This is a genomic window from Streptomyces mobaraensis, from assembly GCF_020099395.1.
GTDB lineage: Bacteria > Actinomycetota > Actinomycetes > Streptomycetales > Streptomycetaceae > Streptomyces.
In genome coordinates this window covers 4,803,208-4,816,811 of record NZ_CP083590.1, presented here as the reverse complement: position 1 = coordinate 4,816,811, position 13,604 = coordinate 4,803,208, and the positions used below count along the sequence as shown (strand labels likewise).

Below are 13,604 nucleotides of genomic sequence, written 5' to 3'. Positions count from 1 at the left end.
GTCATCGAGATGCACGCCCATGCAGCCTCGGCCCCGAGCGGGCATGGACGTACAGAAACGGTCGAATCCAGGGTCGCGGCTCCCCTGATCGAGACCCGGCCGCTGGAACGGGCCCCGCACGAGCCCTATGATCGCCACATTTGCAGCATGGATTGCCCCAACCGGCGGCCGAATGCCGTCAATTCGACCACGCGTACGAGACTCATGAAAGCCGCACCATACGGTGCGGAACGATTGCCACGCGGGAGCGAGCGGTGAGCGGAACCCTCGACGGCCAGGGCGGCGCGCCGGGCGCGGCGGCGCCCGTCGTCACACAACGTCACGTCAACGCGGACGATTTCCGCGCTGCCTTCCGGGCCGCGCACCTCGGGATGGCCGTCGTCGGGGCCGACGGCCTGGTGCGCGTCGCCAACGACGCCCTCGGGGCGCTGCTGGGCACCGACCCCGCCCGGCTGGAAGGCTGTCCCGCGGCCGAGTTCACCGGGCTGCGCGAGGACTCCCGGACCTGGAACGCGTACCGGGACGTGTTGCTCGGCCGCCGGGCCCGGCTCCACTGCACGCGCCGGCTGCGGCGTCCCGGCGGCCGGGCGGTGTGGGCCGAGGTCGCCGTCACCCCGCTGCCGGGCGGCCACGACGCCCTGCTGTCGGTCGCGGACATCAGCGAGCGCCGGGACCTGCGCGCCCGGCTGCGGCACCTGCGGATGCACGACCCGGTGACCCGGCTGCCCAACCGCAGCCTCTTCTTCGAGCGGCTGGCCGCCGCGCTGGCCGCGGCGGAGGAGGACGAGGACGCCCGGATCGGTCTGTGCTACCTGGACCTCGACGGCTTCAAGGCCGTCAACGACACCCTCGGCCACCGCGCCGGCGACCGGCTGCTCTGCGCGGTGGCCCGCCGGCTGCGCGACTGCGCCGCGGAGGGCGGCCATCTGGTCGCCCGGCTGGGCGGCGACGAGTTCGCCCTGCTGGTGGAGGAGTCGGCCGGCACCGAGCAGCTCGTCGCGCTCGCCACCGCCGTACTGGCCGCGCTCCAGCGGCCGTTCGAGGTGGGCGGGCAGCGGCTGTCGGTGTCGGCCAGCATCGGAGTCGTCGAGCGCCCGGCGGCCGGGACGCACGCGACCGAGCTGATGCAGGCCGCGGACACCACGCTGTACTGGGCGAAGGCGGACGGCAAGGCGCGCTGGGCCCTCTTCGACCCGGAGCGCAACGCCCACCGGATGACCCGGCAGGCCCTCTCCAGCACTCTCCGGCCGGCCGTCGACCGGGGTGAGTTCGTCCTCCAGTACCAGCCGCTGGTCGGCCTGGGCGACGGGGTCGTCCGCGGGGTGGAGGCCCTGGTGCGCTGGCACCACCCACAGTTCGGCACGCTCGCGCCGAATCGGTTCATCGGGCTGGCCGAGGAGACCGGCGCGATCGTGCCGCTCGGCCGCTGGGTGCTGGAGACCGCCTGTCGCCAGGCCCGCCGCTGGCAGCTGGAACGGCCGGACGAACCGCTCGTCGTCAGCGTCAATGTGGCGGTCCGTCAGGTCTGGGACTCCGACCTCGTCGCGGACGTCGCCGCGATCCTCGCCGAGACGGGGCTGCCGCCGCGCCTGCTCCAACTGGAGCTCACGGAATCGGCGGTGATGGGCTCGGCGGGACGACCGCTCCAACAACTGCGCCGGCTGAGCGACATGGGCGTCGCCATCGCCATCGACGACTTCGGCACCGGCTACTCCAACCTCTCCTACCTCAGCAGACTCCCGGTCTCCACGCTGAAGCTGGACGGCTCGTTCGTCCACGGCTTCCGCACCGACGAACCGCCGAACCCGGCGGACGAGACGATCGTCGAGGCCCTGGTGCAACTGGCGCACCGGCTGGGGCTGACGGTGACGGCGGAGTGCGTGGAGAACGCGGAGCAGGCGGAACGCCTGGGGCGGATCGGCTGCGACACCGGGCAGGGCTGGTTCTACTCCCGCCCGGTGGGCGCGGACCGGATCTCCGCGCTGCTGGGGGTGGGGGCGCGCGCTGCGGTGTGAGCCGCGCGCGCCCCGAGCCGGGCACGAACGACGGCCGGGCCATGCGCTCGCGTGCGCTGACGCGGTACGCGACCGACGCCGCGCGCCCATCTGCGGCCGGGCACGCCGAACGCGGCGGGCCGCACACGCCGACCCTGCCTGTACCCAGGGCCCTCGGGCGCACCTTCTTGGGCAGGGCGCAAGTGACGGCCGAGCCACACGCCCGCGTGCGCCGACGCGGCACGGACTGCGACACGCCCGTCCCGGCCGGGCACACCGCACGCGGCGGGCCGCACACGCCGGCCCTCCCCACACCCAGGGCGCCCCGGCGCGCCGCGCCTTGTTCGGCGCCCGGCACAACCGGCCACCTTCGGCACAACCGGCCGCCTCCCGGCTCCCCGGCAGACCGGCCGCCCCTCCCCCCGGCTCCCCGGTGCGCCCGGCCGGCCGGGCCGCGCCCGGATGTGACCGGCCGCCCACCCGGCACCCCCGGTGCGACCGGCCGCCCGCCCGGTGGCCCGGTATGCCTGTATGCCCGGCCGGCCGGGCAGGTGCCCGGAGCTGACCGGCCGTGCGCCCAGCGCCCCGGCCGCACGGCGTCGACTCCGCCGGCGACGCCGGTCACTCAGGTCGGGCCGAGTGTGCTGATCACTCCGATCGGGCAGCGTGGGCCGGTCGGGCCGGCCGAGCCGAGCAGGCCGGCCGCATCCCAACGCCCCAGCCCCCTACGCGCCGAAGGCGCCCGGCATCCCGTACGCGTCCGCGATCAGCTCATAGCTGCGCAACCGGGCGTCCGCGCCATGCACATTGGCCGTGATCATCAGCTCGTCGACGCCCGTCCGCCGCACCAGCGCGTCCAGCCCCTCCCGTACCTCGTCCGGGGTGCCGTAGACCACGTTCCGCAGCCAGTCGTCGACGAAGTCCCGCTCCACCTCGCCGAATTCGTACGCCTCGGCCTCCTCGGGAGTCGGCACCAGCCCCGGGCGTCCCCGGCGCAGCCGGAGCATGGACAGCGCCCCGGTGAGCACCTGGCGGCGCGCCTCCTTCGGGTCGTCCGCCGCCAGCGCCTGGACGCCGATCTTGGCGTAGGGGCGGTCGAGGACGGCCGAGGGGCGGAAGGACGCGCGGTAGAGGTCGAGGGCCGGGACGGTGTTGGCCGCCGAGAAGTGGTGGGCGAAGGAGAAGGGCAGCCCCAGCGCCCCGGCGAGCCGGGCGCTGAACCCGGAGGAGCCGAGCAGCCAGACGGACGGCCGGTCGGCCCGCTGTACGCCGCCGGGCACCCGGCCCTGGACGGGTCCGGGCACGGCGTGGATCCGGGCGTAGGGGTGGCCGTCCGGGAAGTCGTCGTCGAGGAAGCGCACCAGCTCCGAGAGCTGCTGCGGGAACTCGTCCGCCCCCTCCGCGAGCCGGTCCGCCCGGCGCAGGGCGGCGGCGGTGGCGCCGTCCGTGCCCGGCGCGCGCCCGAGGCCCAGATCGATCCGCCCCGGCGCGAACGCCTCCAGGGTGCCGAACTGTTCGGCGATCACCAGCGGCGCGTGGTTGGGCAGCATCACCCCTCCGGAACCAAGCCGGATCCGGTCCGTCCGGGCCGCGAGATGGGCGAGGATCACGGCGGGCGAGGAGCTGGCGACGCCGGGCATCGAGTGGTGTTCGGCGACCCAGTAGCGGTGGTAGCCGCGCCGCTCGGTCAGCCGGGCCAGCTCGACGGTGGTCTCCAGCGCCTGCCGCGCCGTACGGCCGGCGCCCACGGTGGCCAGGTCCAGGACGGACAGGGGGACGGGGGCGCGTCCACGAGGGGTCGCCCGGATGATCTCGTCGTGCTCGTCGGCCACGGTGGCCCGCCTCCCTGCTCGCCGTCGCGCGGTGCGCGCTGCTCTGTCGTGGGTCCGGGAGCGCGCCGCGGCCACCCCTGAGAGCGCCGCGGGGACGTCCTGCCACCGGTCCCGCCGGAAGAGAACCGGAGCCGCTCTCCGCTTTATTCCCCCGCCGGATGCCACTTCGGCCGCCCACCCCGACATACCGACGGCATTCCGACGGCATATGCCCCCGACCAGCCCCACAGCCCGGAGCGTTCCGGAGCCTCCCCTTCTCGCGCAACACCCTCTCCGCGCGGCCCGCTTCGCCCTATCGTGAGAAGCGGAAACCCGCGCGACCAGCCAAGGGGAGACCGTGGCGCTCAAGCCCGAGCCGATCACACCGTTCCACTCGGTGCAGCACGCCCTGCGCGTCCTGGAGACGGTCACCAAATACTCCGGCGGCGTGAGCGAGGCCCAGCTCGCCCGGGAGTCCGGCCTGCCCGCCGGGCGCCTCGCCCACCTGCTGGCGATGCTCCGCCGCGAGCGGTACGTGACCCGGGTCGGGGAGGACGCCTACGCCGCGGGCCCCGCGCTCGCCCTGCTGACCACGGGCGGCGACCGCGACGCCGCCCTCGCCGGCCGGCTCCAGCGGGCACTCGCCCGGCTGCGGGACACCGTCGGCGCGGCCGTCTACCTCAGCGGGTACGTCGACGGGGAGGTCCGGATCACCCAGTACGCGGACGGGCCGGGGACGCCCCGCGTGCACGAGTGGGTCGACTTCCGGACCGCCGCCCACGCCAGCGCGCTGGGCAAGTGCCTGCTCACCCAGCTCGACCACGACGACCGGCGCGACCACTTCTCCCGGCACCGGACCGCCCGGCTCACCTCCCGGACGATCACCGACGAGAAGACGCTGCTCACCCGGCTCGCCGCGCAGCCCGCCAGCGTGCCCGTCCTCGATCTGCAGGAGTACGCGGTGGGCACGGTCTGCGCCGCCGTCCCCGTCACGGCGGGCAAGCGGGTCGGCTGCCTCGCCCTCTCGCTGCCGCTCGCCCACGCCCACCGGCTCCGCCAGGCGGCGGACGCGCTCAACCGGCACGCCGCTCCGATGCTGCTCTCCCTGGCCCTCCGATGAGGCCGGAGTGACCGCGAGCGGCGGGTGGTGCGAAGCACCCCTCGGGACCAGGTAGTATTTATCTCGTCAGCAGGCGCCGCTAGCTCAGTTGGTTAGAGCAGCTGACTCTTAATCAGCGGGTCCGGGGTTCGAGTCCCTGGCGGCGCACAGACAGCAGAAGGCCCCTCACTCCGGTGAGGGGCCTTCTGCGTAGCGGAGACCAGCGGACGTCAGGAAGGACGTCACGAACGACGTCGGGAAAGTCGGCGGAAAGGAGCAGCCACGTGCCCCAGCGGCGCCGCCCCTCGGCAGCCGGCCTGATGCTGCTGCTCCTGCTGGCCGTCCTCGGCCCGGCCTCCGCCGGCCCCACCCTCTTCGGTCCGGCCCTCTCCGGCTCGCCCCTCTCCGGCTCGGCCCTTTCCCGTCCGTCCGGCCCGGCACCGGCCGCCGCCACCGCCCGGCCGCTCACCGCGGCGCGGCCGGAGGCGCCGTCCCCGACCGGAGCGGCGGTCGTCTCCGTCCGGAGCGACCAGGACACCGGCGGCGGGAGCTGCCGGCCGCTCGACGTGCCGCAGAAGGGCACGGAGGTCGTCGTCCCGCACGCCCCCACCGACCCCCTGACCGCGTCCGCCACCGCGCGCACGCCGCTCCCGCAGGCCCCGGCACCGCGGGCCCGCGTCCCCCGGGCGCCGCCCGCGTCGCTCGTCGGCAGCGCCGAGCTCCTCCCCGTCCTGCGGATCTAGACCCGCCCGTACGGCCCGCGCCGGGCCGTACTCCGGCATGCCTGGATTCCGTAGAGACCTTGGGAGCTCCGCCCACCATGTCCCCCTCCAGCAAGAACAACGCGCGCTCCGACAAGAAGAACGCGCGCACCCCGAAGAACGGGCAGAAAGCGCCGTCCGCCAAGAAGACCCCGGCCGCCTCCTCCACCACCGGCCGCCGGCTCGCCGCCGTGGGCGCGGGCGCCGCCCTGGTCGTGGCGGTCGTCGCCGCGGGCCTGGCGATCGCCAAGAGTTCCGGCGGCTCCGGCGGCTCGGACGATCGCGCCAAGCCCGCCGCCACCGCCTCCCCCGACCCCCAGCAGCCCCTCTTCGACGAGGCCGAGCGGATGACCAGCCGCCGCGAGAAGGGCGATCCGCTCGCCCTCGGCAAGCCGGACGCGCCCGTGGTGCTGGTGGAGTACGCCGACTACCAGTGTTCGTTCTGCGGCCGTTTCACCCGCGAGAGCCAGCCGGAACTGATCAAGAAGTATGTGGACGAGGGCGTCCTGCGGATCGAGTTCCGCAACTTCCCGATCTTCGGTGATCCCTCGCAGCGCGCCGCCCGCGCCTCCTGGGCGGCCGGCAGGCAGGGCCGCTTCTGGCAGTTCCACGACGAGCTCTACGCCAAGACCCGCAAGGGCGACGCCCTGGCCGAGGACAAGCTCGTCGACATGGCCCGCACCGCCGGGGTCGGCGACCTCGACCGCTTCCGCGCCGACATGAAGAGCGACGCCGCCGAGGAGGCCGTGAAGAAGGACCAGCAGGAGGGCTACCGCCTCGGCGTCAGCAGCACCCCGTCCTTCCTCGTCGGCGGCCGGCCGCTCGCCGGGGCCCAGCCGATGAAGGAGTTCGAGGCGGCCGTCGAACAGGCCCGGCTGGCCAAGGCCGCCAGGACCCCGCAGACCACCGAGGACTCCGGGAAGCCGAAGGGCGGACCGGGCGCATGACCGACATCGGCTACCTCGCCGCGTTCCTCGGCGGCGTCCTCGCCCTGGTCAGCCCGTGCAGCGCCCTGCTGCTGCCCGCGTTCTTCGCCTACTCGCTCGCGAGCCCGGGCCGGCTGCTGGCCCGGACCGGCGTCTTCTACCTCGGGCTCGCCACCACGCTGGTCCCGCTGGGCGCGGCCTCCAGCGCGGCCAGCCGGCTGTTCAACGGCCACCGCGAGGCGCTCGTGACGGCCGGCGGGTGGATCGTCATCGCCCTGGGCGCCGCCCAGATCCTCGGCCTGGGCTTCGCCTCGCGCCGGGCCCAGGCGGCGGCCGGCCGGATCACCCCGCGCACGGCGGCCTCCACCTACCTGCTGGGCTGTGTGTACGGGCTGGCCGGTTTCTGCGCGGGGCCGATCCTCGGTTCGGTCCTGGCCATGACGGCGATGCGCGGCGAGGCGCTCCAGGGGGCGGCCATGCTCGCCGTCTACGCCCTGGGCATGGCCCTTCCGCTGTTCGTCCTCGCCCTGTTCTGGGACCGCTTCCGGCTGGGCACCCGTGGCTGGCTCAGGGGGCGCGAGATCCGGATGGGCCGCCTCCGTCTCCACACCACCTCCCTCCTCTCCGGCCTCTTCTTCATCGCCATCGGCATCCTCTTCCTCCGGTACGACGGGACCACCGGGCTCCCCGGTCTTCTCGACGCCGACCAGGAGGCGAGCCTGGAGGAGACCGCCTCCCGCCTCGGCAACGCCGTTCCGGACCTCGTGGTGCTGGCGGTCGTGGCACTGGTGGTGGCGGGGGTGCTGGCGAGGGTGGCGTTCCGGAAGCGGTGACGGCCGCCCCTGACGGGAACGGCGAGGGCCCCCGACAGGCGCGGCGAGGGCTCAGGGCAGTCGCACCCGCCCGTACAGGTTCGGCTTGTACCGGGCGAATGTCGAGATCCGCACCTTGGTGCCCGGCCGGGCCGCCTCCAGGTACCGGCTGTCGCCGAGGTAGATCGCCACGTGGTGGACGCCGGACGCCCGCCCGTTCCGCGACCAGAACACCAGGTCCCCACGGCGCAGGGACGTACGCGGAATCCGTGCCGTGGCCCGGTACTGATCCGCGGCGATGCGCGGCAGCCGGACGCCCGCCCGGCGGTACGCCACCTGTACCAGCCCGGAGCAGTCCCAGCGGTGCGGGCCCGTGCCACCCAGCGCGTACGCGTCGCCGATGTGCGCCAGCGCGTACACGACGGCCGCTTCCAGCCCCTTGGCCACGGCGGCTGCGCCCATGTCGTCCATGGCGTCCGCGCCGGCGGCCGGTGTCTCGGCCTCCGGTGCGGGCAGCCCGGCCGGTTCGGCGGGTACGGCCGTGTCTCCCGGGCCGCCGGAGTCGGCCCCCGTCCCGTCCGCCTCCGGCAGCACTGCTTCCCCCGCCCCGGGTGCCGCGGGCGTCTCAGGCTCCGCGGGGAGCGCACCGGACTCCTCCTCACCCCCGGCACCGGACGCCTCCTCCGCCACCCCGTCCTCGTCCGCGCCGGTGTCGGCGGCCGTGGACGCCTCCGCCGGGGTCTCCGGCGCGGCGGGAGCGGCGACGGGCGCGGCCACCGGGTCCGGCGGGTCGCCCGGCGCGGCCGCGGCCGTGCCCGAGCCGGCTATGACGGCCGCGCCCACGGCCGCCACGATGGCGCCCCGGACGGCGCAGCGCCGGTGCCCGGCGTCCTCGTCACTCTCCGCAGTACTTCCGCCCGTGCCGGGCGGGGCGGACGTCGTGTCGCGCCGGGGGCGCACACGGCCGTCCGGTATCGGTCCACCGGCTGTCGTCCGCACCGTTCCACCGCCTTCCGCCCTCGGTCCACGGTCGCCCGCGGGCGTGCGATCGATTGCCTCAGGCACCGCTCCGCCAGCTTCTCAACGGTCCGCGTGCCCCGCACCTCACGGCGGTCCACCGGTCCCGCCGGGCCTCCCACCAGCGCGGACCCGGGCGGCGGTCCACTCGGCCCGGGCCCGTACTCCGCCAGGGTGGTCATCGGCACCCCCAGGAGTGAGGTAGAGTTTTCTCTGTCAGCAGGCGCCGCTAGCTCAGTTGGTTAGAGCAGCTGACTCTTAATCAGCGGGTCCGGGGTTCGAGTCCCTGGCGGCGCACAGACAGCCGAGAGGCCCCTCACTCACCGTGAGGGGCCTCTCGGCGTTCCCGCCGTCATCCGTACGGTTCTGCCCCAGGCTTTCGTGTGCTGGCCAAGCGGATGACACCCGGGCACAGTCTCCCAATGGCCAGTGACCATCCGGAGCGGATCAAAAGGCTCATCGTCGACCGCCGGCTGCCGCCGGGGGCGCCGCTGCCCACCGAGCGCGAGCTGACGGAGCTGCTGGGGACGGGGCGCACGGGGGTGCGCGAGGCGCTGAAGGCGCTCCAGGCGATGGGCATCGTGGAGATCCGGCACGGCTTCGGCACCTATGTGGGCCCGATGACCATGGAGCCCGTGGTCGAGGCCCTCGCGTTCCGCACCGTCGCGGGCCACCGGCGCAGCGAGGACAGCCTGCTCCAGCTGCTGGAACTGCGGGAGGCGGTGGAGGCGGGACTGGCCCGGCGGCTTGCGGGGCGGGTGCCCGCGGCCGATCTGGCCGAGCTGGACGCGATCGTCGCCCGGATGGCGGACGAGGCCCTGACCGGTCCGGTCCGCGCGGAGACCGACCGGGCCTTCCACGCCGCCCTCCGCCGGGGGCTGGACAACCCCCTGCTCGACACGGTTCCCGAGGCGTACTGGACCGCCCTCCACCGGGTGCGCTCCGGCCCGCCGTCCGCGCCGGCCGACCCGGGGACGGTCTGCGCCCGGCACCGGGCCATCGTCGCGGCGGTTCGAACAGGTGACGCGGAACGAACGGAAGAGGCCATCCGTGACCATTTCTGCGACATTCGTACACGTCTCCGACTGGACTACCGCTTTGCCCGGTAAACCGCTCGTTTCACCCTTGCGATCATGAAGAGGCGTCAGAGATCCTGAACGGCGGCTGTGATCCCCGTCTCACCGTGCACACAGTGAGCCGGGAGACACCGGAGGGAGCCGGTGTCCAGGCGCCCGCGCCGGCCGAGGGGGGCCGGCCGGGGTTCATGTACCGGCGTACCACGCGGGGTTCCCGCGTGTGGGGGGAATGACTGATGACGTCCACGCCTGCCGACGCGCGGCGGCAGATCCCGTACGATCCGCCCCGCGACCCGTCGGTCACCACCCGGCCGCGCATCCCCGCGCCCCCGGGGCCGGACGACGCGCGGCGCAGACCCGCCCCTCCGCGCTCGGCCCGCCCGCGTGCCCCCAGATCCTTCCATCCCCGCTACGACTACGAGCACTACAGCCGGCTCGCCGGCCCGCTCACCCGCCCGGGGGACGGCCCCTACACCGTCCGCTACCGCAGCCTGCTGGCCGACGAGCCGCACCGGGTCCGGGCCGCGCTCCTGCTGGGCGCGGCCCCCGTCGTCTCCGTCGTCCTCCTCCTCTGGCTGCTCCAGCCCGCCCACTGGGTGCAGCGCGACCACGTCGGACCGCTGATGCGCGTCCTCGACCTGGTCATGCTGGTCTCCATCGGGCTGATCGAGCTCTTCCGGACGCTGAACGTCATCTCCAACGCCCATGCCACGCTGGTCGCCCGCGACCCGATACCCGTCGTCCCCGAGACCGGCACCCGGGTCGCGTTCCTCACCTCGTTCGTGCCCGGCAAGGAGCCGATCGCGATGGTCACCCGCACCCTGGAGGCCGCCGTGCGGGTCCGCCACCGCGGCCCTGTGGACGTCTGGCTCCTGGACGAGGGCGACGACCCCGAGGTCAAGGCGGTCTGCGCCCGGCTGGGGGTGCGCCACTTCACCCGCAAGGGGATCGAGAGGTGGAACCGCCCCAAGGGCCCGCACCGGGCGCGGACCAAGCACGGCAACTACAACGCCTGGCTGGACGCGCACGGCGACGACTACGACTTCTTCGCCTCCGTGGACACCGACCACGTGCCGCTGCCCAACTTCCTGGAGCGCATGCTCGGTTACTTCCGTGACCCCAATGTCGCCTTTGTCGTTGGACCTCAGGTGTACGGGAACTACGACGCGACGGTCACCAAGGCCGCCGAGAGCCAGCAGTTCCTCTTCCATGCCCTCATCCAGCGCGCGGGCAACCGCTACGGCGCCCCCATGTTCGTCGGCACCAACAACGCGGTGCGGATCAGCGCCCTCAAGGGCGTCGGCGGTCTCTACGACTCGATCACCGAGGACATGGCCACCGGCTTCGAGCTCCACCGCCACCGCAATCCGGCCACCGGCCGCCGCTGGCGCTCCGTCTACACGCCCGACGTCCTCGCCGTCGGGGAGGGCCCCAACGCCTGGACGGACTTCTTCACCCAGCAGCTGCGCTGGTCCCGGGGCACCTACGAGACGATCATCAAGCAGTACTGGAAGGGCCCCTTCACCCTCGCGCCCGGCCCTTTCCTCAACTACACGCTCATGGTCATCTACTATCCGATGACCGCGGTCAACTGGATGCTGGGGGCCCTCAGTTGCACCCTCTTCCTGGGCCTGGGCGCGGCCGGCATCCAGATCGACTCACAGGTCTGGATGATGCTCTACAGCGACGCCGCCGCACTCCAGATCGGCCTCTACATCTGGAACCGCCGGCACAACGTCTCCCCTCACGAGCCCGAGGGCTCCGGCGGGGTCGCCGGCATGGTGATGTCCGCTCTCTCCGCGCCCGTCTACGCCCGCTCGCTGCTCGACGCCGTCCTGCGCCGCAAGAGCCGCTTCGTGGTCACCCCCAAGGGTGACTCCGCCAGCCCGGACACCCTCTTCGGCACCTTCCGCATCCACCTCTTCTTCCTACTGATCTTCGGCGGTTCGCTGGTGGCCTCGTTCTTCCTCGGCCACAGCCATGCGGCGATGCGCACCTGGGCGGCCCTGGCCGTCGTCATCACGGTCGCGCCGATCGTCGCCTGGTGGTGGACCGCGCGCCACGGCAAGCAGCCCGAGGGAGCCCAGCCATGAGACTCCGGCACCTGACCGACCGCCGTTCCGGGCCCGTCATCGGCCGCCGCACCCGCCGGACGGCGGTGGGCGCGGCGGTGGCCCTCGTCCTGGCGGGCATGAACGGGCCGGCGATCTGGGGTTACGCCTCGGACCAGTACCACGAGTACAAGATCAACAAGCCGGAGTACAAGGCGGCGAACGGCCACTGGGACGTCGTCGACGTCCCGGACGAGTACCGGATCAACACGATCCACGCGGCCCTGCTCCAGACGGGCAAGGTGCTGCTGGTCGCGGGCTCGGGCAACAACGCCGCCAACTTCGCGGCGAAGACGTTCCGGACGGTCCTGTGGGACCCCGAGAAGAACACCTTCAAGAACATCCCCACCCCCAAGGACCTCTTCTGCGCCGGCCACACCCAGCTGCCGGACGGAAAGCTGCTGGTCGCGGGCGGCACCCAGCGCTACGAGAAGCTGGAGGGCGATGTCACCCGGGCCGGCGGGCTGATGATCGTCCACAACGAGAACCCGGACAAGCCGATGACCTTCCCGGCCGGCACCCGGTTCACCGGCAAGCAGTCCGGCAAGACCTTCGAGTCGAAGGACGCCGTCCTGGTGCCGCGCGCCAAGAAGGAACAGGGCAAGGACGGCAAGGTCAAGGTCACCGTCAGCACCGCCCGGGTCTATGTGGAGGCGCTGGAGCAGGGCCAGGAACACGCCACCGGCCTCACCGACAACTACCGCATCGACGGCCTCACGGGCGAGGACGACCGTAACTTCTACGGCATCGCCAACAAGCTGTCGTTCGACAAGAAGGACTTCCAGGGCATCAAGGACGCCTTCGAGTTCGACCCGGTCGCCGAGCGCTACGTCACCGTCGATCCGATGAACGAGGCCCGCTGGTACCCCACGCTCACCACCCTCCAGGACGGCAAGGTCCTCTCCGTCTCCGGGCTGGACGAGATCGGCCAGGTAGTCCCGGGCAAGAACGAGGTCTACGACCCCAAGACCAAGAAGTGGGCCTACCTCCCGCAGGAGCGGTTCTTCCCCACCTACCCGGCCCTCTTCCTCACCGACAAGGGGAAGATCTTCTACACCGGCTCCAACGCGGGCTACGGCCCGGCCGACAAGGGCCGCGACCCGGGCGTGTGGGACCTGGGGAACAACTCGTTCATCCCGGTCCCCGGCATCAGCGACCCGGACGCCCTGGAGACCTCGATGTCCGTCCTGCTGCCGCCCGCCCAGGACCAGCGGTACATGGTGCTCGGCGGCGGCGGGGTCGGCGAGGACAAGAAGTCGACGGCGAAGACGCGCATCGTCGACCTGCACACCGAGCGCCCCCGCTTCCACGACGGCCCGGACCTCTACGCCAAGGCCCGCTACCCCAGCAGCGTCATCCTGCCGGACGACACGGTCCTCACCACCAACGGCTCGGGCGACTACCGCGGCCGCAGCGCCTCCAACGTCCTCAAGGCCGAGATCTACGATCCCAAGGCCAACGCCTCCCACCGGGTCGCCGACCCGCTGGTCGGCCGCAACTACCACTCCGGCGCGCTGCTGCTGCCCGACGGACGGGTGATGACCTTCGGCTCGGACTCCCTCTTCCGGGACAAGGACAACACCCAACCCGGCGTCTTCCAGCAGCAGATCGACCTCTACACCCCGCCGTACCTCTTCCACAAGGGCGACCGTCCCGAGATCAGGGACACCGACCGGCGGATCGTGAAGCTCGGCGACAAGACCACCTACCGGATCACCTCCGCGCAGGGAGTCGCCAAGGCCCGCCTGATCCGGCCGGGTTCGTTCACCCACGTCACCAACATCGAACAGCGGTCGATCGCACTGGACCTCAAGAAGGAGGGGGCCGACCGTTTCACCGTGACCCTCCCGAAGGACCCGTCCCTGGTGCCGCCCGGGTGGTACATGGTCATGGTGGTGGACGAGAAGGGCACGCCGTCGAAGGCGGTCTGGGTGAAGGTGCCGACGGCGGAGAAGAAGGACGAGAAGAAGGAAAAGGAAGAGGAGAAGGACTGAGCG

At 72.9% G+C, this 13,604-nt stretch carries 10 protein-coding genes and 2 tRNA genes; 10 read left to right on the top strand and 2 right to left on the bottom strand.

Translation table 11 applies throughout. The features are described 5' to 3' along the window. Positions 1-254: 254 nt before the first annotated feature. Entirely contained in the window at positions 255-2,015 is a 1,761-nt protein-coding gene (locus K7I03_RS21040) for a putative bifunctional diguanylate cyclase/phosphodiesterase (protein ID WP_185944283.1), read from the top strand. A gap of 704 nt (positions 2,016-2,719) precedes the next feature. Here the strand turns inward: K7I03_RS21040 and K7I03_RS21035 are convergent. Continuing rightward, the gene (locus tag K7I03_RS21035) at positions 2,720-3,826 is read right to left on the bottom strand and encodes an LLM class flavin-dependent oxidoreductase (RefSeq protein WP_185944282.1); all 1,107 of its coding nucleotides are present in this window, start codon (positions 3,824-3,826) and stop codon (positions 2,720-2,722) included. 337 nt (positions 3,827-4,163) lie between these two features. On the opposite strand from K7I03_RS21035, the gene K7I03_RS21030 reads away from it, so the two are divergent. The 5 genes from K7I03_RS21030 (at position 4,164) to K7I03_RS21010 (ending at position 7,424) form a co-directional block, all read left to right on the top strand. Next, positions 4,164-4,925: an IclR family transcriptional regulator gene (locus K7I03_RS21030; protein ID WP_185944281.1), complete on the top strand. Its 762-nt coding sequence runs from the start codon at positions 4,164-4,166 to the stop codon at positions 4,923-4,925. A 73-nt stretch (positions 4,926-4,998) separates the two neighbouring features. Next, positions 4,999-5,072 (top strand) — tRNA-Lys (locus K7I03_RS21025). A gap of 116 nt (positions 5,073-5,188) precedes the next feature. Next, complete coding sequence (locus tag K7I03_RS21020) at positions 5,189-5,647, top strand: hypothetical protein (protein WP_185944280.1); 459 nt, start codon at positions 5,189-5,191, stop codon at positions 5,645-5,647. Positions 5,648-5,724: 77 nt separating this feature from the next. Continuing rightward, positions 5,725-6,612: a DsbA family protein gene (locus K7I03_RS21015; protein WP_185944279.1), complete on the top strand. Its 888-nt coding sequence runs from the start codon at positions 5,725-5,727 to the stop codon at positions 6,610-6,612. Next, entirely contained in the window at positions 6,609-7,424 is an 816-nt protein-coding gene (locus K7I03_RS21010; protein WP_185944278.1) for a cytochrome c biogenesis CcdA family protein, read from the top strand. The genes K7I03_RS21015 and K7I03_RS21010 overlap by 4 nt, the downstream gene beginning before the upstream one ends. Before the next feature lie 51 nt (positions 7,425-7,475). On the opposite strand, the gene K7I03_RS33860 is transcribed toward K7I03_RS21010, so the two are convergent. Beyond that, complete coding sequence (locus K7I03_RS33860; RefSeq protein ID WP_185944277.1) at positions 7,476-8,246, bottom strand: C40 family peptidase; 771 nt, start codon at positions 8,244-8,246, stop codon at positions 7,476-7,478. Between the two features lie 397 nt (positions 8,247-8,643). On the opposite strand from K7I03_RS33860, the gene K7I03_RS21000 reads away from it, so the two are divergent. From K7I03_RS21000 to K7I03_RS20985, 4 genes are all read left to right on the top strand, one after another. Further along, positions 8,644-8,717 (top strand) — tRNA-Lys (locus K7I03_RS21000). 125 nt (positions 8,718-8,842) lie between these two features. Beyond that, positions 8,843-9,529, top strand: coding sequence for a FadR/GntR family transcriptional regulator (locus K7I03_RS20995; RefSeq protein ID WP_185944276.1), 687 nt, complete (start codon positions 8,843-8,845; stop codon positions 9,527-9,529). A 203-nt stretch (positions 9,530-9,732) separates the two neighbouring features. Further along, the gene (locus K7I03_RS20990) at positions 9,733-11,589 is read left to right on the top strand and encodes a glycosyltransferase family 2 protein (RefSeq protein WP_185944275.1); all 1,857 of its coding nucleotides are present in this window, start codon (positions 9,733-9,735) and stop codon (positions 11,587-11,589) included. After that, on the top strand, positions 11,586-13,601 hold the full coding sequence (locus K7I03_RS20985; RefSeq protein WP_185944274.1) for a radical copper oxidase GlxA: 2,016 nt from the start codon (positions 11,586-11,588) through the stop codon (positions 13,599-13,601). Before K7I03_RS20990 ends, K7I03_RS20985 begins: the two co-directional genes overlap by 4 nt. Positions 13,602-13,604: the final 3 nt, after the last annotated feature.